The organism is Actinoplanes sp. NPDC051405 (genome assembly GCF_055586185.1).
The window spans coordinates 198961-218444 of the sequence record NZ_JBVJIR010000003.1; the positions used below are offsets into that span (position 1 = coordinate 198961).

Here is a 19484-nt window from a genome sequence, read left to right on the forward strand (position 1 = left end):
GCACGTTGCACACTGGGGCGTGGCTTTCACGTTGACGATCGACTGCGGCGGCGGTGGCATCAAGGGGTCGGTGCTCGACGAGGCCGGCACGATGCGCGCCCAGCCGTTGCGTGTCCCGACGCCGTATCCGCTGCCCCCCGACCTGTTCGTCAAGACGCTGGTCGAGCTGGGCGAACGGCTGCCGACCGCGGACCGGGCGACCGTCGGGATGCCGGGCATGCTGCGCCACGGGGTGGTGGTCGCGACGCCGCACTACGTGACCCGCAGCGGCCCCCGGACGAAGGTGGATCCGGAGCTGGTCGACGCCTGGCACGGCTTCGACGCGCGGACCGCGCTGGCCGAGGCGTTCGGGCTGCCCACGCTGGTGCTCAACGACGCCGAGGTGCACGGCGCCGGCGTGGTCGCGGGCACCGGTTGCGAGCTGATCCTGACCCTGGGCACCGGGCTGGGCTGCGCGCTGTTCGACGGCGGCCAGCTCGCCCCGCACCTGGAGATGTCGCAGGCGCCGGTGCGGTGGGGGATGAGTTACGACACGTACATCGGCGAGCACGAGCGGCGCCGGCTCGGTGACGCGCTCTGGTCGCGGCGGGTCCGCAACGTGGTGGAGGGGCTGCGCCCGGTCTTCCTCTGGGACCGCATCTACCTGGGCGGCGGCAACTCGCGGCTGATCACGCCGACCCAGCTGGCCCGGATGGGCGACGACGTCGTGGTGGTGCCCAACACCGCCGGCATCGTCGGCGGGGTCCGCGCGTGGACGCTACGGGCGGACGGCGGCCGATAGGTTCGCCTCGATAGGTTGGAGGCATGCTGAGCGTCCCGGCCGCCCTGCTTCTCGATTTCGGTGGTGTGCTCGCCGACGCCCCGCCGCAAGATCCGGCGCCACCCGAGCTGGTGCTGCGGCTCTACAACCTGGCCGACGGGGTGCTGACGCCCGGCGAGATCAACCGGTCGCTGACCGCCGGGCATCAGGCCTACGCGCGGTGGCGGGACGAGGACCATCCCGATGAGCTCGGGCACGCCGAGGTCTGGCAGCGCTTCGTCACCGGGGACTGGCCACGGCGGGCTAAGGACGCCGTACGCCTGCACGCCACGAAGCTCAGCTACGACTGGGCCTGGCGTTCGACGTGGGCCCTGCGCCCGGGCATTCCGGAGGCGTTGCGGGCGGCCCGCGCCGCGGAGCTGCCGATGGCCGTCGTCAGCAACACGCTGTGCGGGGCCGCGCACCGTGACTTCCTCACCAAGGCCGGCATCGGCGGCCTCTTCGGCGTGCAGATCTACAGCGACGAGGCAGGCGTCCGCAAGCCGAACCCGGAGATGATCTGGCGCGCCGCCCGCGACCTGGGCGTACGCGCGGAGAAGTGCTGGTTCGTCGGGGACAGCCGGCAGCGCGACGTCGTGTGTGCCCGGCGGGCCGACGCCGCGGCGGTCATCCTGATGCGGTCGTCGCGCACCGACCGTGAGGACCCGGCCGCCTTCCCGGAGCCGGATGCCGTGGTGGAGGACGGCTTCGGCCTGCGTGACCTGCTGCCAATGCCCTGAGACGGCCGGCTCAGGGCAGGTGGCCCAGGACCACGCGTTCGGAGGTGAGCAGGTAGTCGCGGAGCATCGCGGCCGCCTCGCGGGCCTGGCCGGCCTCGTAGCGGGTGGCGATCTCGTCGTTCATCGCGACGAACGGCTGGTGCAGCGCCTCGATGTTGGGCGCCGCGGCGAAGGCCAGACGCAGCTCGGCGGTCAGCTGGCGCATCCAGCCGTCCAGCCGCGGGCTGCCGGCCAGCGCGACGATCTGCTCGTGGAAGTGCATGTTCGCCGTGCCGACCGCGCGCCAGTCACCGGCCGCGACCCCGCGCTGGGCCTCGTCGACCGCGGCGCGCATCCCGGCGGCGCGGGGCGGATCGGTCGGGGCCTGCTCCAGCGCCGAGCACTCCAGCAGGACCCGCACCCGGTAGATGTCCGCGATCTGCGCCGAGCTCAGGGTGGCCACGAAGACGCCCCGGTGCGGCCGGCGGACCAGCAGCCCCTCCTCGATCAGCGTCGAGAACGCCTCCCGCAGCGTGTTGCGGGAGACGCCGAGCGGACCGGTCAGCGAGGACTCGGAGAGCCGGGTGCCCGGGGCCAGCTCACCGTTGATCATCGAACTGCGCAGCTGCTCCACCGCCCTGGCCGCGGAGCCGGGCTTCTCCACCGTCGTCACCGGGTCAGTCAACCAGCCGCCGGAGCCGGCCCGTCACGCGGGCGCGACCACGAACCGCAGCCGGGCGCCCGGGCGGGCCTGCGCGGCGCGGTCGGCGGCGGCCGGGGTGAGCACGGCGATCACCGGATAGCCGCCGGTCACCGGGTGATCGGCCTGGAAGACGATCGGGTGCCCGTCCGGTGGCACCTGCACCGAGCCGCGGACCACGCCTTCGCTGGGCAGCTCGTCGGTGCGGGCGCGGGTCAGCACGGGTCCGTCGAGCCGCAGGCCGACGGAGTCGCTGCTGGGGGAGACGGTGAACTCGGCGCTGAGCAGGGTCTCGATCGCCGCGGCGGTGAACCAGTCGTCCCGGGGCCCGAGGTCAACCTCAAGCGGCCCGTCCGGGTCTCCCGCTCGGGGCGGCGCGTCGACAGATGACGGGTTGGTGGGAGCGGGGCCGATGGGCAGGGTGTCGCCGACTGCCGGTTTGGCCGGGCCGATTCCGGCGAGCCGGTCGGTGGAGCGCGAACCCAGCACCGCCGGTACGGCGAGACCACCGCGAACGGCGAGATAACTGCGCAGCCCCCGCCGCGGCATGGTCACTGCCACCTCGGCGCCGGCCGGGACGCTGACGACCTCTTCGACCGCGGTGCGTGTACCGTCCACAGTGAGCACCGCGTCCGTACCGGTCAGCGCGACCGTCGCCGGCTCGTCGAAGCGGACCCGCAGGCCGCCGAGGGTGCATTCCAGCACGGCGGCCCCGCGCGGGTTGCCGACCAGCGCGTTCGCCCGGGCGTACGCGCCGCGGTCCACCGCCCCGGAGGGCGCCACTCCCTGTCCGGCGTGCCCGGGCCGGCCCTCGTCCTTGATCACCGTCAGCGGTCCCGTGCGCAGGATCGTCATGGTCATCGGTCCACCGCCTTGAAGATCACCTCGACGCCGGGGACCAGCAGGGCCGGCTCCGGCCGGTCCAGGTCCCACATGCGTTCCGTGGTGCTGCCGATCAGTTGCCAGCCGCCCGGGCTGTCGCTGGGGTAGACGCCCGAGAAGCGGCCCGCCAGCCCGACGGAGCCGGCCGGGATCCGGGTGCGGGGCGAGTCGCGCCGGGGCACGTCGAGCCGGGGGTCGCCGCCGGTGAGGTAGCCGAAGCCGGGCACGAAGCCGGCGAAGGCCACCGTCCACCGCGAACCCGTGTGCAGGGCGACCACCTCGTCGGGGCTGAGTCCGGTGCGTTCGGCCACCTCGGCGAGGTCCGGGCCGTCGTAGCGCACCGGAATCTCCACAGTGCCGCTCCCCGTCTCACGCTGGGCGTCGATGCGCAGGCCGGCAGTGGCTTCCCGTACGGCCGCCGGCGAGGTGACCGCCGGGTCGATCTTGATCAGGACTGTCCGGGCGGCGGGCACCAGGTCGACCACGCCGGGCAGGGCGGCCGACCGCAGCGCGGCGTAGAGGGCCAGGGCCGCGTCGAGATCGTCGACCTCGGCCAGCAGCGCCTCGCGGCCGCAGCGGAGAAAACTCGTCATCGCTCATATTCCGTGTCGGGGGCGTCGGTCACGAACATGTGGCCGGGCGCGTGGGTGATCGCGTACGGCACCTGGGATGCCATCACGGCTGCCTGCGGGGTGACGCCGCAGGCCCAGAACACCGGGACCTCGCCCGGGCGGATCTCCACCGGCTCGCCGAAGTCGGGCCGGTCCAGGTCGGCGATGCCGAGCCCGGCCGGGTCACCGATGTGCACCGGGGCGCCGTGCACGGCCGGGAAGCGCGCGCTGATGGTGACGGCCTCGGCCACCCGCCCCGCGGGAATGGGCCGCATCGAGACGACGAGCTCACCGCGCATCCGCCCGGCCGGGCGGCAGTCCCGGGCGGTACGGAACATCGGCACGTTGCGCCCCGTGGAGATGTGCCGCACGTCGATGCCGGCGGCGATCAGTGATGCCTCGAAGCTGAAGCTGCACCCGATCAGGAACGTCACCAGGTCGTCGCGCCACGCGGCGGTGGCGTCCGGCACCTCCTCGACGAGCCGGCCGTCCCGCCAGATCCGGTACAGCGGCAGGTCGGTGCGCAGGTCGGCGCCCTCGGCCAGCACGGTGGCCGGTGAGCCCGGGTCGCTGACGTCGAGCACCGGGCACGGCTTGGGGTTGCGTTGCGCGTACAGCAGCATGTCCCAGGCCCAGTCGCGGGGCACGGCGATCAGGTTGGCCTGGGCCACCCCGGGGGCCAGTCCGGCGGTCGGGCGGACCAGCCCGGCCCGGAACGTGGCCCGCAGGCCGGCGGCCGGCTTCACGAGCCGGTCCCGGCGAACGCGGTGATCGGAATTCCGGCAGCGGAGAGGGTGTCATGGACTGCCCGGGCCATCGCGACTGCACCCGGCGAGTCACCGTGTACGCAGATCGAGTCGGCCTCCACCTTGATCACCGAGCCGTCCACCGCGACCAGGGTCCGGTCCGTGACCAGCCGCAGCATCCGCTCGGCGACCTCGGCCGGGTCGTGCAGCAACGCACCGGGCTCGCGCCGCGACACCAGCGTTCCGTCCGGGTTGTACCCGCGGTCGGCGAAGGCCTCGCGGACGGTGGTCAGCCCGGCGTCCTCGGCCAGGTGCAGGAAGACCGAGCCGGGCAGGCCCAGCACGGGCAGGTCCGGGTCGTACCGGCGGACGGCCTCGACCACGGCGGCGGCCTGCTGCTCGTGGTGCACGATCGAGTTGTAGAGGGCGCCGTGCGGCTTGACGTAGAGCACCCGGTCGCCGGCCGCCCGGGCCAGCCCGTCCAGGGCGCCGAGCTGGTAGATCACGTCCGCGGTCAGGTCGGCGCTGTCGTAGTCGATGAAGCGCCGGCCGAAGCCCGCGAGATCCCGGTAGCCGACCTGGGCGCCGATCACGACGCCCTGGGAGACGGCCCGTTCGCAGGTGGCCAGCAGGGTCCGCGGGTCGCCGGCGTGGAAACCGCAGGCGATGTTGGCGCTGCTGACCACGTCGAGCATGGCGTTGTCGTCGCCGAGCTGCCAGGTGCCGAAGCCCTCGCCGAGATCGCTGTTGAGATCCATTCTGTCCTCCTGAGGTCAGCCGGCGAGGTATTCGAAGATCGAGCGGGCCGAGGTGATGCCCATGTACCAGGTCACTGCCGCGACGAGCGCGCCGAGGACGAGCAGCCACACCGGGTACGCGTACCCCCGCAGCAGTTCCCGCCGGCGCCAGGCGGCGTACAGCAGGATGGTGAACCCGATCGGCAGGATGAGCCCGTTGAACCCGCCGGCGAAGACCAGCAGAGCCGACGGTGCGGTGCCGATCAGCAGGAAGATGGTCGTGGTGACGGCGATGAACGCGACCGTCGCCCAGGACCGGGGGCGCGGCTCGCTGAAGCGCTTGGAGAAGGCGTCGAAGAACGACACCGAGGTGAACGCCGCGCCGACCACGGAGGTGATGGCCGCCGCCCAGAGGATCACCCCGAACGCCCGCAGCCCGAACTCGCCGGCCGCCGACTCGAAGGCCTGTGCGGTGGCGTTGCCCTTGGTGTCGAGCACGACACCGCTGCTCACGACGCCGAGGATCGCCAGGAAGAGCACGAAGCGCATGAGGCCGGTGACGGCGATGCCGGTCAGTGCGCCCCGGGTGACCTCGCGGGCGTGCTCGGGGCCGGTGGTGCCGCTGTCCAGCAGCCGGTGCGCGCCGGAGTAGGTGATGTAGCCGCCGACCGTACCGCCGATGATCGTGGTGATCGCGGCGAAGTCGATCTCGTCGGGCAGGACCGTCTGGCGCAGCGCCTCGCCGACCGGTGGGTCCGAGACGATCGCGACGTACACGGTCAGCAGGATCATCAGGACGCCGAGCCCGATGAGCAGCCGGTCCATCGCCATCCCGGCCCGCTTGACCAGGAAGATCGAGATTGCGATCAGCGCGCTGATCAGGCCGCCGAGCTTCGGGTCCAGGCCCAGGGCGGCGTTCAGGCCGAGTCCCGAGCCGGCCACGTTGCCGATGTTGAAGACCAGGCCACCGAGGATGATCAGGGCCGCGAGCAGGTGGCCGGCGCCCGGCACGACGGCGTTGGCGAGCTCGTGCGCCCGCTTGCCGCTGACCGAGATGATCCGCCAGATGTTCATCTGGACGACGAAGTCCACCAGGATCGACATCAGGATGCCGAACGCGAACGCGGCGCCCAGGGCCGCCGTGAAAGTGGTGGTCTGAGTGATGAATCCGGGCCCGATCGCGCTGGTCGCCATCAGGAAGATGGCACCGATCAGGGCGGTACGGCGGGTGCGGGCGGGGGTTGGGGTCTGCGTGGCCATGGGCACTCCTCGGATCGGGGTAGTTCGATGGAGGCACCCCTGACGGTAGGGATTGTTCAACGATCCCACAAGAGTTGTTGAACAATCTGCGGTTACCGGCTCGTAAAATCCACCTGCCACACGCTCGTCCGCCGTACCGGCACCGACTCCAGCGCCTCCAGCACCGGCACCTCGTACGTCGCCCGCCGGATCATTCCGTCGACCGGCAGGTACGCCCGCCCCGGATCCCCGACCAGCACCAACGCGCCGCGCCCGGCCGCGCGCCGCAGGAACGGCAGCACCCGTCCGGCCATCTCCCGGCTGTAGAACACGTCCCCGGCCAGGATCACGTCGGCGTCCGGATACCCGCTCGCGAGCAGATCACCCTCCACCAGCCGGATCGGCACACCGTTGGCCTCGGCGTTGGCCTCGGCGGCGGCCAGCGAGAGCGGATCGATGTCGTTGGCCGTCACCGTGCGGGCCCCGGCGCGGGCCGCCGCCACCGCGACCAGGCCCGAGCCGGTCGCCAGGTCCAGCACCGCCCGCCCGCTGACCAGGTCCGGTTCGTCGAGTACGTGCCGGGCCAGGGCCTGCCCGCCGGCCCAGGCGAAGGCCCAGAACGGCGGCGGCTGCTCGGCGCCGGCCGCCTCCGTGCGCTCCCAGAGCTCGATCGGCTCGTCGGCCTGGTACAGCACCAGTTCGGGAAGGAAGGGCACGGGCGCGAGCCGTGTGTTGGCGCGGACGAAGTCGGTGGACACGTACCGATTCTGCTCAGTTGCTCCGGTGCGGGACCGATCAGGGCAGCGTCCGGCTTTCACTCCGCGGAGAGGAGCAGCATGTCGACCAGAGTGACGGCTGCCCTCTTCGGCACCTGGATGGTGGCGCTCGGCGCTGTCTTCGCGCTGGAGCCGGCCTGGCAGATGCCCGTACACCTGGCCGCCGGGGTCTCCGCCGTGCTGGCCGTGGTCTCCGGCCTGCGCCGGCACGACCCGGTCCGGCGCGGGCCGTGGTACCTGTTGTCCGTCTCGGTCGTGCTCTCGGTCCTCGGCACGGCGGCCTACAGCGCCGGCCCGGACGCCCTGCGGGTCGTCCCCAGCCTGCATTCGATCGGTACGGGCATGCTCCTCGCCGCCTACCCGGCGCTGGCCCTGGTGCTCTACTGGTTCGTCCGGCTCCGCACGGGTGGCCGCCGCGATCGGGGCGGACTGCTCGACGCCCTCACCCTGACCTCCGGCGTGGCCCTGCTGGCCTGGACCTTCGTGATCGGCCCGCACCTGCGCGACACCGAGCTGTCGACGGTCGGGCAGTGGATCGCGGTCGCGTTCCCGGTCGGCGATCTGCTCTGCCTGGCCCTGCTGACCCGGCTGCTGACCGCCTCCGGACGGCGGCTGCCGGCCGGCGGCTGGCTCGCCGCCGGTGTCCTGGCCCTGCTGCTCGCCGATGTCGGCGGCAATCTCGTCACCCTGCGCGACGACATCGCCTTCCTGGCCGCCTTCGGCCGGGTCCCGCTGTACGCCGCCGTCGGCCTGGCCGCGCTGATCCCCTCGATGGGCGCGCTGACCCGGCCGGTCGCCACCCCGCTGGCCGAGCTGGGCCGGGTCCGCCTCGCCCTGCTCGCCCTCGCCTCGCTGGTCGCCCCGGCCGTGCTGATCTTCCAGATGGGCGTCGACGGTGAGGTGCCCGACCTGGACGTGGTCGCCGTCCTCAGCGCCTGCACGTTCCTGCTGGTCCTGGCCCGGATGGCGGGCATCATGGCGAGTCACCGGCTGGCCCTGGCCCGCGAGCGGGGGCTCCGCGAGGCCTCGGCGGCGCTGGTCTCCGCGGCTGATGCGGACGAGGTCGGCAACGCGGTCCGGACGGCCGTGGCCCAGCTGCTGCCGGCCGACGTGCCGCACCGGGTGGTGCTCGCCATGGCCATCACCGAGCCGGAGGAGCCCGTCTCACCCGAGGCCGCGGCCCAGTCCGACCACGACCGCAGCACCGGTACGGCCGCCCGCCTGGTCGCCACCCGCGACGTCGACTGGGCGGTGGCGGTCCGGCTCACCCAGTTCAACATGGTGCTGCGCTGCCCGCTGGTGCTGCAGGACCGCCCGACCGGCGACCCGCTCGTCGGGGTGCTGCACGTGGGCGGCCCCACCTGGGCTCTGCTCGGCCTGCAGCGGGCCCTGGAGGTGCTGGCCACCCAGGTCGCGCTCGCGCTGGAGCGGATCGCGCTGAGCCAGGAGGTGACCCGGCGCAACAGCGAGGCCTACTTCCGCACGCTGGTGCAGAACACCTCCGACGTCATCCTGATCATCGACGAGGAGGACCGGGTCCGGTACGCGAGCCCGTCCGCCGGTCACGTGCTGGGCGCCGACCCGGTGGGCGTGTCCCTGCCCGACCTGATCCATCCCGGCGACCGGCTGCGGCTGGCTGACGTGCTCGCCGCCGTCCGTGGTGGCGAGGGGACGCAGGAGGGGCTGGACTTCCGGGCTGTCGGGCGGCGCCGTACCGAAGTGATGCTGGAGATGCACTGCCGGGACCTGCGCGCGGACCAGACCGTCGCCGGCCTGGTGGTCACCCTGCGCGACGTCACCGAGCGCCGCCAGCTCGAACGCGAGCTCACCCACCAGGCGTTCCACGACTCGCTGACCGGGCTGGCCAACCGGGTGCTCTTCGCCGACCGGCTCCAGCACGCGCTGGCCCGCGGCGCCCGGGACGGCTCGGTGGTCGGCGTGCTCTTCATCGACCTGGACGATTTCAAGGTCGTCAACGACACCCTGGGCCACGCCACCGGCGACCAGCTGCTGATCGCGGTGGCCGGGCGGATCGCCGGCGCGCTGCGGGCCGACGACACGGCGGCCCGGCTCGGCGGCGACGAGTTCGCCGCGCTGGTGGAGAACGTGCAGGACCCCGGGGCGGTCGAGGAGACGGCCACCCGGATCCTGGCCGCGCTGTCCGAGCCGATCATCGTCGACGGCGGGCCGCTGCAGGCCGTCGCCAGCATCGGCATCACCACCACGCCGGAGGCGGACACCGCCGACGCCCTGCTGCGCCAGGCCGACCTGGCCCTGTACGTGGCGAAGGGCGCCGGTAAGAACCAGTGGCGGCGCTACCAGTCCCACCTGCACAGCGCGATGGTGGAGCGGCTGGAACTGCGCTCGGCGCTGGACCACGCGGTCAACGAGGGGCACTTCCTGCTCCAGTTCCAGCCCATCGTCGACCTCGCCACCGACGAGGCGGTCGGCTTCGAGGCGCTGGTCCGCTGGCACCATCCGCAGCGCGGGGTCATCGCGCCGGACGAGTTCATCGAGGTGGCCGAGGAGAGCGGGCTGATCGTCCCGATGGGCCGCTGGGTCCTCGACCAGGCCCTGCACACGGTCGCGCAGTGGCGGCGCATCCTGCCGCGGGCCCGCCAGCCGTACGTCTCGGTCAACGTCTCGGTCCGCCAGTTCCGCCAGTCCGGCTTCGTCGAGCAGGTCAAGGCCTCGCTGGAGTACGCCGGGGTGCCGGCCCGGGCGCTGATGCTGGAGATCACCGAGACCCTGCTGATGGGCGACGACGAGCAGATCTGGGCTGATCTGGCCGTGTTGCAGGAGCTCGGCGTGCGGATCGCGATCGACGACTTCGGCACCGGCTACTCGTCGCTGGGTTATCTGCGGCAGCGCCCGATCGACGTGCTGAAGATCGACAAGACCTTCATCGACGACATGGTCGGCAGCGAGCAGCAGCTCGCCCTGGTGGCCGGCATCGTGAGCCTGGCCCGCACCCTCAATCTGACCGTGGTCGCCGAGGGCATCGAGGACGCCACCCACCGGCTCATCCTGGCCCAGCTCGGCTGTCCGCTGGGGCAGGGCTACTACTACTCGGCGCCACTGGACGCGACCGAGGCGCTGGCCTGGCTGCGCAACCCGCTGCCGCTCGCCGTGGCCTGACTTTTCCACTGCATTTGATTTTTATGCGGAAGCCCTCTCGGCCGGCGAGGGAACGCGAAAGACTTTCGGGTGTTCACCAACCGACCCTGAAAGGACAAACCATGCGACGTCCGGGCCTGCTCCTCGCCGGTGTGCTGCTGGCGATCGGCTCCAGTCTCGCTGTCTCGGCCCCCGCCTCAGCCTCCGGCTCGGTGCCCGACCACCGGCGCCACTGCTGGTACCAATCGAACGGCCATTGGTTCCCCTGGCACCACAACTGGCACGACTGGGACGACGGCGACGACTGGAGCGCTCGCACGCCGAGCCGCGACGACCGCCGCCGGCACTGCTACCGCTACCGCGGAGGTGGCGGTGGCGTGGTCATCATCAGCACCGGGGGTGGCCGGCGCTGACCCGCCATACGGTGTTCCAGCAGGCCCGGACGCTTCGGCAGCCGGGCCTGCCGCAGCATGTCAGTACGGGTTGCCCGAGCCGGGCAGCCGGCCGCGCAGGACCCCGCCCAGGCGGCCCGGCAGCGCGGGATCACCGGACAACGGCGGGCTGTCCGTGTGGGCCCGGTCGGCCAGGCCGGCCACCAGCTCCTTGAGGGTGTGCACCGCGTCCACCAGCGGCCGCCAGCCCAGCTCCGCCTTGATCCGGTCGCACGACATCAGCGGCGCCTTGAGCCCCAGCCGAACCCAGCCCACGTCGACCGGCTGCAAGCGCAACCGCCAGCTCAGATCGGCCGCGCCGCGCAGGACGAAGCCCGGCACCGGCACCTCCCGGCCCTGGAACGCGGCCGCCGCGACCGCGGGATCCAGCACCGGACCCGCGGCCACGTTGAAAGCGCCGCGCACATCGGCCAGCAGAGCCCGGGCGTACGCATCAGCCACATCGTCCGCGTGCACCGCCTGCACCCGCAGCCCCGGATGCGAGGGGATCACCGGGATGCGCCCGAACTTCAGGAGCCGCGCGGGCAGCAGCGGCCCGGCGAAGTACCGGCCGATCTCCGTACCGATGTCGCGCTGGAAGATCAGCCCCGGCCGCAGCCGGACGATCCGCAGCGTCGGATGATCCGACTCCACCCGGTCCAGCAGGCCCTCGACCAGCGCCTTGTGCCGGCTGTAGGAGGAACCGAGCACCCCCGTGCGGGGCCACGCCTCGGTGACGAAGGCGTGCTTCGGGCCGGGTGCGTAGGCCCCGACCGAGGAGGCGTAGGCCAGCGTCGGCACCCCGGCGCGCAGCACGGCCTCGACCACCGTCCGGCTGCCCAGCACGTTGGTGCGGAACAGCAGCCGCTGGTCGTGGCTGGGCTGGATCTGCCAGGCGAGGTGCACGACCGCGTCGGCGCCCCGGAAGATCTCGGTCAGCTGCTGCGCGGCGCCCGGAGCCCCGATGTCGCAGGAGTGCCACTCCACCGCGTCGTACGGCTCGACCCGGGGCGGCAGCCGGCGGACGACCCCGGCGAGATCGACGCCCGGCTCGTTCCGCAGCCTGCGGAGCAGGGCCGTGCCTGAGTTCCCGGTCGCTCCGACGATCACCACTCGCATCGTGTGCTGGTACCCGGCGGGCCGAGGTTGAACCACCGGGGCCCGGGTGGGAGCGGTGGGCAGCAAGGGCATCGGCGAGATCGGCATCGTGGGCTCGCCCGCGGCGATCGTGAACGCGGTCCGGGCACGCCACCGGCATCCGGGTGCGGGATCTGCCGGCGGCTGGACAAGCTGTTGCCGTACCTGGGCGGAGAACGCCTTAACCATCCTTAAGCACAAATCGGCGCCGCCCACCGGGCGGCGCCGATTTGCTGGTGCGGGAGCTATCGCTTGCTGTGGTACGCCTCGACGATCGAGCTCGGGATGCGGCCCCGCTCGGAGACCTCGTAGCCGTTCTTGCCGGCCCACTCCCGAATGGCCTGATTCTGGTCCCGGCTGGCGCGGCCGGTGCTCGCCGGGGCGCCACCGCGGCGGGTGGAACGCGACTCGACACCGGACCGGCCGACCCGCGTCGCCACCGCGAGGTAGGGGTCCAATGCCTTACGCAGCTTGCCGGCGTTCTTCTCCGACAGGTCGATCGTGTAGTTCACACCGTCGAGTCCGAACTCGACGGTGCGGTCGGCCTCGCCGCCGTCGAGGTCATCGGTCAGAAGGGTAATTACCTGCTTGGCCATGATGTGGTTGCTCCCGGGACGGTGCCATTGTCTATGAGAATTCCTGCGTATTCATTCTGTCCGGCCGTGCCGACGTGTGCAAATTGTCCGCCCTGCATGTCGCGCAGATCATCCGTCCCCATTCTCCGGGTCCGGCCCACGGTGCCGCCGGCGAATGGGCCGCCGGACCCGGGGTGGGCGGGCCGCCGGCGCGGAGAACTTTACGAAACTTCTCCGCAACACTTCTCACGCCTGTCAATGTGTTGTACGTTGCGTGGGAGCGCTCCCACGCCGCCCCTTCCCCGGGGCATCCCCACCACCAGGAGCAGTCATGAGACGTGTCATCCGGGCCGTCACGGCCGCCGCTCTGCTCGCCGCGGGCGCGATCACGACAACCGTGGTCGCCGGTCCCGCCAGTGCGGACACGCAGATCTGCGAGCAGTACGGCTCGACCACCATCGGTGGCCGTTACGTGGTGCAGAACAACCGCTGGGGCACCACCGCCCAGCAGTGCATCAATGTCACCGGCAGCGGCTTCTCCATCACCTCCCAGCAGGGCGTCGGCAGCACCAGTGGCGCGCCGGTGTCCTACCCGTCGATCTTCTTCGGCTGCCATTACACGAACTGTTCGCCCGGCACGAATCTGCCGATGCAGGTCAGCTCGATCAGCAGCGCGACGAGCAGCATCAACTACAACTTCGTCTCCGGTGCGACCTACAACGCGTCGTACGACATCTGGCTGGACCCGACGCCCCGGCGCGACGGTGTCAACGCCATGGAGATCATGATCTGGTTCAACAAGCAGGGCTCGATCCAGCCGATCGGCTCGGCCGTGGGCAACACCACCATCGGCGGCCGCACCTGGCAGGTCTGGCAGGGCAGCAACGGCTCCAACAACGTCATCTCGTACGTCGCGCCGTCGGCGATCTCGAGCTGGAGCTTCAGCGTCCTGGACTTCATCAACGACGTGCGCAACCGCGGCGCGATCACCAACTCCTGGTACCTGACCAGCATTCAGGCCGGCTTCGAGCCGTGGATCGGCGGCACCGGCCTGGCCGTGAACAGCTTCTCCGCGGCGGTCAACGGAGGCGGCGCCCCGCCCGCGAACCCGACGACCCCGCCGCCCGGCGGACCCACCACCCCGCCGCCCGGCACCGCGGCCTGCCGCGTGACCTACGCGGCCGACTCGTGGGGCAGCGGCTTCGTGGCCAACGTGACCGTGGCCAACACCGGCAGCAGCACGCTCAACGGCTGGACGCTCGGCTTCACCCTCCCGGGTGGCCAGGCGGTGACCAACTCGTGGAACGCCACGCTGTCCGGCACCAGCGGCGCGCTCACCGCCCGGAACTCGACACACAACGGCAGCATCCCGGCCGGCGGCAGCACCTCGTTCGGCTTCCAGGGCACCTACAGCGGCACCTTCGCCAGCCCGTCCGCGTTCACCCTCAACGGGTCGGCCTGCACCAGGGCCTGATCCCCACCAGCATCACAGCAGCCCCGCCCCGTCGCCGATCAACCCGGCGGCGGGGCGGCCGGCGTTATCCGCAGGGCCGCGGGGGCGTGGGCCGGCACCGCGGGGGAACGGGGTGCCACCGGATCGCGGCGTTCGTAAGGTGCGCCGAGAGCGGGCCGCGGATCGGCCTCACCCTTGTTGGGCCACAGCGACAGGGCCCGCTCGGCCAGCGCGGTGATGGTCAGCGACGGGTTCACCCCGAGGTTGGCCGGGATCACCGAACCGTCCACCACGTGCAGGCCGGGGTAGCCGTACACCCGCTGGTAGGGGTCGACCACGCCGGTCGCGGGGGAGTCGCCGATGGTCACGCCGCCGAGGATGTGCGCGGTCATCGGGATGTCGAAGACGTCACCCACCGAGCCGCCGGGATGACCACCGATCTTGGCGGCCATCCGGCGTACCGCCTCGTGACCGACCGGGATCCAGGTCGGGTTGACCGGGCCGTGGCCGGGCCCGGTGGTGAGCCGGCCGCGCTTGGTGCGCCGTACCGTCAAAGAGTTGTCGACGGTCTGCATGACCAGCGCGATGATGGTCCGGTCGCTCCAACGTCGCTTCGACAGTGACCGCAGCAGCGTGCGCGGGTGCCGCAGCGCCTGGCCGAGGAAGCGGACCGGCCGCGGCACGCGGCCGCCGCCGTCCACCAGCAGGGTGGTGAGCAGGCCCATCGCGTTGCTGCCGGGCCCGTAGCGGACCGGCTCGATGTGGGTCTCGGCGTCCGGGTGGAAGCTCGAGGTGATCGCGACCCCGCGGGAGAACGGCTTTTCCGGTACGGACACAGACTGCGCGCCGAGCAGCGCCTCGGAGTTGGTCCGGGTCAGCGCGCCGAGCCGGTCGGAGAGCGCGGGCAGCACACCGGTGTCCCGCATGGCGTGCAGCAGCCGCTGCGTGCCGAGCGCCCCGGCCGACAGCACCACCTCCCGCGCGGTGAACGTGCCCTGCGAGGTGGTCAGCTCCCAGCCTTCGCCGACGGGCCGCAACGCCGAGACCGTGGTGTCCGGGTGCACGACCGCACCGGCCCGCTCGGCGAGGTAGAGGTAGTTGAGGTCGAGCCGGTTCTTGGCCCCGAGCCGGCACCCGATCATGCAGTCACCGCACTCGATGCACCCGGTCCGGGCGGGCCCGGCCCCGCCGAAATAGGGATCCGGCACGGTCTTGCCGGGCTCACCGAAGAAAACTCCGACCGGGGTACGCCGGAAAGTGCCGCCGACTCCCATGTCCTGCGCGACGGCCTGGATCACCTCGTCCGAGGGCGTCATCGACGGCTGCACGGTGACGCCCAGCATCCGGGAGGCCTGCGCGTAGTGCTGCTCCAGCTCGCGGGCCCAATCGGTGATGCCGGCCCAGCGCGGATCGGCGAAGAACGCGGCCGGCGGCTGGTAGAGCGTGTTCGCGTAGACCAGCGAACCGCCGCCGACGCCCGCCGCGGAGAGCACGACGATGTCCTTGAGCAGGGTGATCCGTTGGATGCCGCGCAGGCCCAGCGCGGGCGCCCAGAGGAACGCCCGCAGATCCCAGGACGTCCTGGGCAGCGTCTCGGGGGTGAAGCGCCGGCCGGCCTCGAGCACACCGACCCGGTAACCCTTCTCGGTCAGCCGCAACGCGGTGACACTCCCGCCGAACCCACTGCCCACGACGACGATGTCGTAGTCCGTCATGCCGCTCAGCTCACCACGTCGACGCCGATCGAACCAGACTTGACGAGCACCTTGATGTGCTCCCCGCTCTCGGCATCGGCGAAGGCCGCCGCGGCCTCACTCAAGGGCCGGACCGCCGTCACGAAATCGGCCGCGGTAACTACGCCGTCGCGGAGCAGCACCATCGCATCCGCGTAGTCCTCCGGCAGGTACGTGGCACTGCCCTCGATCCGCAACTGGCTGTCCTGCAGCAACGCGAGCGGAATCGTCACCTCGCCGGCCGGCACACCGACCACCACGACGGTTCCACCCTTGTCGGCGATCGCCAGCGACTGTGTCATCGTCGACTGCTCGGCCACGCAGTCGAACACCACGTCGGCGCTCTCGCCGAGCGCTGCCCGTACCTGATCGGCAGCGTCCGCAGCCGTCGCGTCCACGGCGGCGTCCGCGCCGAACGCCAGCGCCCGCTTGCGGCTGCTCGCCGAGCGCGCCGTCACGACGATCCGCCGGGCGCCCTGCGCCCGCGCCGCTTTCAAGGTCAGCAGACCGATCGTCCCCACCCCGAGAATCGCCACCGCCCGGCCGCGAACCCCGCCGGCCAGCCGGATCGCGTGCACGGGAGTGGAGAGCGGCTCGATCAGGGCCGCGGTCGCATCGTCGAAGTCGTCGGGCACAACATGCAGGCGCCGCGCGTCGATGGTGAACACGTCGGCCATCCCGCCCTGCTCGGACCCGCAGCCGAAGAACCCGAGCCGCTCGCACAGGTTCTGCCGCCCGGCCCGGCACTGCTTGCACTCCCAGCAGGGCAGGTCGGGTTCGACGGTGGCCCGCTGCCCGACCCGGACCGAGGTCACATCCGCTGCGACTGCGGTGACCACCCCGACCACCTCATGCCCGGGCGCGTACGGCGGATGAACGTTCGGATGCCGGCCCCGCAGGGCGTGCGTGTCGGAGCCGCAGACGCCGGCCACCACCATCCGCAACTGTGCCTCACCCGGTCCCGGTTCCGGGATCGCGGCCTCGACGACCTGGACCCCGCCCGGCAGCACCACGACGCGCATCATGGCTGGAGCATAGGACCTGGGTTTACGCTAAGCCGTGCGAGCAGCGACGATGGCCGACATCGCCCGGCGTGCCGGCGTGTCCCGGATCGCCGTCTCGTACGCGCTGAACGGCCGTCCCGGCGTCTCCGCGGACCTGCGCCAGCGCATCCTGGGCATCGCCCGCGAACTCGGCTACCGCGCGAACGGCCCGGCGCTGGCACTGCACGGTGCGGCGGCCCACGCGATCGGTCTCGTGCTGCTGCGCTCATCGGCCGCGCTGACCGTGGAGGTCTTCCGCCGCCAGCTGATCGCCGGCATCCAGGAGGAACTGGCCGTCCGCGGCTTCGGTCTGGCGTTGCAGCTGGTGGCCGACCTGGAGGAGGAGGCACAGGTCCACCGCCGGTGGAGCGCCGAACGCCGGGTCGACGGCGTACTGATCTGCGACCCGCGGGTGGACGACCCCCGCTTGGCGGCGGTGCGCCGGCTGGGCCTGCCGGCGGCGCTGATCGCGAGCACACCGGACGACGGCATGCCCGGGGCGTGGTGCGACGACCGGGGATGGACGTTGGAGCTGGTGGAGCACCTGGCTGAGCTGGGCCACGTCCGGGTGGCCCGGGTCAGCGGGCCGGCGGGGATGGTGCATACGGCGATCCGGGACGAGGCGATGGCCCGGGCGTGCGCGGAGCGGGGGATGACGCTGACGATCGTGCGGGCTGACTACACAGGTCGGGCGGGGGCGGAACGGACTCGGGAGCTGCTGCTGGCTGGGCCGGAGCGGCCGACGGCGATCGTTTACGACAACGACGTGATGGCGGTGGCCGGGCTGGGGGTGGCGGGGGAGATGGGGGTTGCGGTGCCGGCGGATCTGTCGGTAGTGGCTTGTGAGGATTCGCCGCTGTGTCAGGTGGTGGGGCCGCCGTTGACGGTCGTTCGGCGGGATATCGCGGCTTATGGGGGATTAGCTGCGGCGCAGTTGTTTGCGGCGTTGGATGGGGAGGTTCGGGCGCCGGTGCAGGCTGAGGGTGGGCGTCTTGAGGTGCGGCGGAGTACTGGGCCTGCTTGAGGGGGTTTGCTTTCCCGTTCGCCTTGCGTCTTGGGCTTTTGTCCTTGCGTCTTCGCCCCGCGCCCTTCTGTCTTCGGAGTTCCGCCTTGCGCGTTTCGCGCTGCGCCTTGGGCCTCACGCCTTGCGGCTTGCGGCTTGCGCCTTGCGGCTCGCGCCTCGCGCGTTCGCCTCGCGCGTTCGCCTTGCGCCTCGCCTCGCCTCGCCTCGCCCGTTCGCCTTGCGCCTTGCGCGGGTCCCGCATGCCGCTTTGTGCGTTCGGGGTGCTGCCTTGCGCGTTCCGCGCTGCGCGTTCGCCCTACGCCTCGCGTGTTCTCGCCGTGCGCGTTTGCCCTGCGCCTCGCGTGTTCTCGCCGTGCGCGTTTGCCCTGCGCCTCGCGTGTTCTCGCCGTGCGCGTTCGCCCTGCGCCTCGCGTGTTCTCGCCGTGCGCGTTCGCCCTGCGCCTCGCGTGTTCTCGCCGTGCGCGTTCGCCCTGCGCCTCGCGTGTTCCCGCCGTGCGCGTTTCGCGCTGCGCCTTGCATGTGCGCCTAGCGCCTCCCGCGTTCCACGTTCCGCGCTGCCCGTTCCGCCTCCCGCCTCCCGCCTCCCGCCTCCCGCGTCCGGCGTCCGGCGTCCGCTTCGCCGGGCTCAATCAGCGGCGGCCGTTCTCCTCTGCTCTTTGTTTTCCGTGGCCGGCGGCGGCGGTGCCGTGCTCGCGCGGGCGACCAGATGGGCCGGCTCGTCCAGCCGACTGGCGACCTCGTCGCCCGCGATGACGGCCAGCAGCAGCCGGGCCGCGTTCTCGCCGTAGGCGACGATGTCGCGGGTGAGCGCGGTCAGCGGCGGATGCACGAGCCCACAGACCGGCGAATCGTCCCAGGCGACTATGGACAAATCGGCCGGCACGGCGAAGCCCAGTTCCTGAGCGGTGGCGAGCCCGGCGATCGCCATGATGTCGTTGTCGTACACGATCGCGGTCGGCCGCGGCCGGGTGTGCAGCAGGTCGCGGGTGGCCTGGGCGCCGGCCTCTCCGGTGTAGTCGGTCCAGATCGGGGGCGCTTCGGTGATCCCCAGCCGTTCGCAGGTCTCGGCGAAGGCGCGGCTGCGGGCGCCGGTGTGGGCCAGCTCGGGAATCCCGGCGACCCGGGCGATCCGGCGGTGACCGAGCCCGGCCAGGTGCTCGACCGCCTCGGTCACCGACACCGCGTCGTCGGACCAGAGACTCGGCACCAGCTCACCCTCGGTAGGCGGCCCCACGACGACGGCAGGCAGCCTGATCTCCGCCACGGCCGGCACCCGTGGATCGTCCGCGCGGACGTCACAGAGCAGCACCCCGTCGACCCGGCCCTCGATCCACCACTGCCGGTAGACCTCGATCTCGGCCGCCGGGTCGTCGTCGGGGACCATCTGCAGGAGCAACGCGTACGAGCGAGTGGACAGTTCGGCCTCGAGCCCGCTGACCAGCTCCATGAAGAACGGCTCGACACCCAGCGTGCTGGCCGGCCGCCGCAACGCGAGCCCGACGACCTTGGCGGGTGCCCCGGCGAGCGCCCGTGCGGCAGCGCTGGCCCGGAAACCCAGGCGGTCGGCGATCGCGAGGATGCGCGCGCGGGTGTCCTCGGATACGCCGGGCCGGTCGTTCAGCGCGTAGGAGACGGCGCCCTTGGAGACCCCGGCCTCGCGGGCGATATCGGCGATCGTCGGTCTCTTCACTCTCCTGACCCTAGGCCTCGTCAGCCAGTCCTGTTGCCGCCATGGCCGTCCTGTTGCCGCCGGTCACGGCAG

The 19484-nt window shown here is 72.0% G+C and carries 18 protein-coding genes; 6 read left to right on the forward strand and 12 right to left on the reverse strand.

Translation table 11 applies throughout. The features are described 5' to 3' along the window. Positions 1 to 19: 19 nt before the first annotated feature. A complete protein-coding gene (locus ACZ6S4_RS08700) occupies positions 20 to 781 on the forward strand; it encodes an ROK family protein (RefSeq protein ID WP_465474307.1) in 762 nt (253 codons plus the stop codon). Positions 782 to 804: 23 nt separating this feature from the next. Continuing rightward, complete coding sequence (locus ACZ6S4_RS08705) at positions 805 to 1539, forward strand: HAD-IA family hydrolase (protein WP_465474308.1); 735 nt, start codon at positions 805 to 807, stop codon at positions 1537 to 1539. Between the two features lie 10 nt (positions 1540 to 1549). Here ACZ6S4_RS08705 and ACZ6S4_RS08710 read toward each other — a convergent pair whose 3' ends face one another. The 7 genes from ACZ6S4_RS08710 to ACZ6S4_RS08740 all read right to left on the reverse strand — a co-directional run bounded on the left by ACZ6S4_RS08710 (position 1550) and on the right by ACZ6S4_RS08740 (position 7191). Further along, on the reverse strand, positions 1550 to 2191 hold the full coding sequence (locus ACZ6S4_RS08710; protein ID WP_465474309.1) for a GntR family transcriptional regulator: 642 nt from the start codon (positions 2189 to 2191) through the stop codon (positions 1550 to 1552). Positions 2192 to 2224: 33 nt separating this feature from the next. Then, entirely contained in the window at positions 2225 to 3079 is an 855-nt protein-coding gene (locus ACZ6S4_RS08715; protein ID WP_465474310.1) for a 5-oxoprolinase subunit C family protein, read from the reverse strand. Further along, the gene (locus tag ACZ6S4_RS08720; RefSeq protein WP_465474311.1) at positions 3076 to 3693 is read right to left on the reverse strand and encodes a 5-oxoprolinase subunit B family protein; all 618 of its coding nucleotides are present in this window, start codon (positions 3691 to 3693) and stop codon (positions 3076 to 3078) included. The genes ACZ6S4_RS08715 and ACZ6S4_RS08720 overlap by 4 nt, the downstream gene beginning before the upstream one ends. Then, the gene (locus tag ACZ6S4_RS08725; protein WP_465474312.1) at positions 3690 to 4457 is read right to left on the reverse strand and encodes a putative hydro-lyase; all 768 of its coding nucleotides are present in this window, start codon (positions 4455 to 4457) and stop codon (positions 3690 to 3692) included. Before ACZ6S4_RS08725 ends, ACZ6S4_RS08720 begins: the two co-directional genes overlap by 4 nt. Continuing rightward, the gene (locus tag ACZ6S4_RS08730; RefSeq protein WP_465474313.1) at positions 4454 to 5215 is read right to left on the reverse strand and encodes a LamB/YcsF family protein; all 762 of its coding nucleotides are present in this window, start codon (positions 5213 to 5215) and stop codon (positions 4454 to 4456) included. The genes ACZ6S4_RS08725 and ACZ6S4_RS08730 overlap by 4 nt, the downstream gene beginning before the upstream one ends. Before the next feature lie 15 nt (positions 5216 to 5230). Next, on the reverse strand, positions 5231 to 6454 hold the full coding sequence (locus ACZ6S4_RS08735; RefSeq protein ID WP_465474314.1) for an NRAMP family divalent metal transporter: 1224 nt from the start codon (positions 6452 to 6454) through the stop codon (positions 5231 to 5233). A gap of 92 nt (positions 6455 to 6546) precedes the next feature. After that, positions 6547 to 7191, reverse strand: a complete 645-nt coding sequence (locus ACZ6S4_RS08740) for a class I SAM-dependent methyltransferase (RefSeq protein WP_465474315.1) — start codon at positions 7189 to 7191, stop codon at positions 6547 to 6549. 78 nt (positions 7192 to 7269) lie between these two features. Here ACZ6S4_RS08740 and ACZ6S4_RS08745 point away from each other — a divergent pair, with 78 nt between their 5' ends. Together ACZ6S4_RS08745 and ACZ6S4_RS08750 are read left to right on the forward strand one after the other, a co-directional pair. Then, on the forward strand, positions 7270 to 10347 hold the full coding sequence (locus ACZ6S4_RS08745) for a putative bifunctional diguanylate cyclase/phosphodiesterase (RefSeq protein WP_465474316.1): 3078 nt from the start codon (positions 7270 to 7272) through the stop codon (positions 10345 to 10347). Positions 10348 to 10448: 101 nt separating this feature from the next. Then, positions 10449 to 10739 (forward strand): hypothetical protein, encoded by a 291-nt coding sequence (locus ACZ6S4_RS08750; protein ID WP_465474317.1) that lies wholly within the window; start codon positions 10449 to 10451, stop codon positions 10737 to 10739. 60 nt (positions 10740 to 10799) lie between these two features. Here ACZ6S4_RS08750 and ACZ6S4_RS08755 read toward each other — a convergent pair whose 3' ends face one another. Both ACZ6S4_RS08755 and ACZ6S4_RS08760 read right to left on the reverse strand, forming a co-directional pair. Continuing rightward, positions 10800 to 11876, reverse strand: a complete 1077-nt coding sequence (locus tag ACZ6S4_RS08755) for an NAD-dependent epimerase/dehydratase family protein (RefSeq protein WP_465474318.1) — start codon at positions 11874 to 11876, stop codon at positions 10800 to 10802. 263 nt (positions 11877 to 12139) lie between these two features. Continuing rightward, the gene (locus ACZ6S4_RS08760) at positions 12140 to 12490 is read right to left on the reverse strand and encodes a histone-like nucleoid-structuring protein Lsr2 (RefSeq protein ID WP_465474319.1); all 351 of its coding nucleotides are present in this window, start codon (positions 12488 to 12490) and stop codon (positions 12140 to 12142) included. Between the two features lie 310 nt (positions 12491 to 12800). Between ACZ6S4_RS08760 and ACZ6S4_RS08765 the strand changes: the two genes are divergently transcribed. Beyond that, positions 12801 to 13943 carry a glycoside hydrolase family 12 protein gene (locus tag ACZ6S4_RS08765; protein WP_465474320.1) on the forward strand — a complete coding sequence of 381 codons (1143 nt, stop codon included), beginning with the start codon at positions 12801 to 12803 and terminating at the stop codon, positions 13941 to 13943. Positions 13944 to 13981: 38 nt separating this feature from the next. Here the strand turns inward: ACZ6S4_RS08765 and ACZ6S4_RS08770 are convergent, their stop codons facing one another. Together ACZ6S4_RS08770 and ACZ6S4_RS08775 are read right to left on the reverse strand one after the other, a co-directional pair. Beyond that, positions 13982 to 15637, reverse strand: a complete 1656-nt coding sequence (locus ACZ6S4_RS08770; RefSeq protein ID WP_465474321.1) for an FAD-dependent oxidoreductase — start codon at positions 15635 to 15637, stop codon at positions 13982 to 13984. A 5-nt stretch (positions 15638 to 15642) separates the two neighbouring features. Continuing rightward, positions 15643 to 16680, reverse strand: coding sequence for a zinc-dependent alcohol dehydrogenase (locus ACZ6S4_RS08775; RefSeq protein ID WP_465474322.1), 1038 nt, complete (start codon positions 16678 to 16680; stop codon positions 15643 to 15645). Positions 16681 to 16714: 34 nt separating this feature from the next. On the opposite strand from ACZ6S4_RS08775, the gene ACZ6S4_RS08780 reads away from it, so the two are divergent. After that, positions 16715 to 17722: a LacI family DNA-binding transcriptional regulator gene (locus ACZ6S4_RS08780; protein WP_465474323.1), complete on the forward strand. Its 1008-nt coding sequence runs from the start codon at positions 16715 to 16717 to the stop codon at positions 17720 to 17722. A gap of 625 nt (positions 17723 to 18347) precedes the next feature. Here ACZ6S4_RS08780 and ACZ6S4_RS08785 read toward each other — a convergent pair. Then, a complete protein-coding gene (locus ACZ6S4_RS08785; RefSeq protein WP_465474324.1) occupies positions 18348 to 19412 on the reverse strand; it encodes a LacI family DNA-binding transcriptional regulator in 1065 nt (354 codons plus the stop codon). Positions 19413 to 19484: the final 72 nt, after the last annotated feature.

Coding starts and splice junctions, on each gene's coding strand:
- ACZ6S4_RS08705 (WP_465474308.1), top strand. CDS start 805: ATGCTGAGCGTCCCGGCCGCCCTGCTTCTCGATTTCGGTGGTGTGCTC.
- ACZ6S4_RS08715 (WP_465474310.1), bottom strand. CDS start 3,079: ATGACCATGACGATCCTGCGCACGGGACCGCTGACGGTGATCAAGGAC.
- ACZ6S4_RS08720 (WP_465474311.1), bottom strand. CDS start 3,693: ATGACGAGTTTTCTCCGCTGCGGCCGCGAGGCGCTGCTGGCCGAGGTC.
- ACZ6S4_RS08730 (WP_465474313.1), bottom strand. CDS start 5,215: ATGGATCTCAACAGCGATCTCGGCGAGGGCTTCGGCACCTGGCAGCTC.
- ACZ6S4_RS08735 (WP_465474314.1), bottom strand. CDS start 6,454: ATGGCCACGCAGACCCCAACCCCCGCCCGCACCCGCCGTACCGCCCTG.
- ACZ6S4_RS08745 (WP_465474316.1), top strand. CDS start 7,270: ATGTCGACCAGAGTGACGGCTGCCCTCTTCGGCACCTGGATGGTGGCG.
- ACZ6S4_RS08750 (WP_465474317.1), top strand. CDS start 10,449: ATGCGACGTCCGGGCCTGCTCCTCGCCGGTGTGCTGCTGGCGATCGGC.
- ACZ6S4_RS08755 (WP_465474318.1), bottom strand. CDS start 11,876: ATGCGAGTGGTGATCGTCGGAGCGACCGGGAACTCAGGCACGGCCCTG.
- ACZ6S4_RS08760 (WP_465474319.1), bottom strand. CDS start 12,490: ATGGCCAAGCAGGTAATTACCCTTCTGACCGATGACCTCGACGGCGGC.
- ACZ6S4_RS08765 (WP_465474320.1), top strand. CDS start 12,801: ATGAGACGTGTCATCCGGGCCGTCACGGCCGCCGCTCTGCTCGCCGCG.
- ACZ6S4_RS08770 (WP_465474321.1), bottom strand. CDS start 15,637: ATGACGGACTACGACATCGTCGTCGTGGGCAGTGGGTTCGGCGGGAGT.
- ACZ6S4_RS08775 (WP_465474322.1), bottom strand. CDS start 16,680: ATGATGCGCGTCGTGGTGCTGCCGGGCGGGGTCCAGGTCGTCGAGGCC.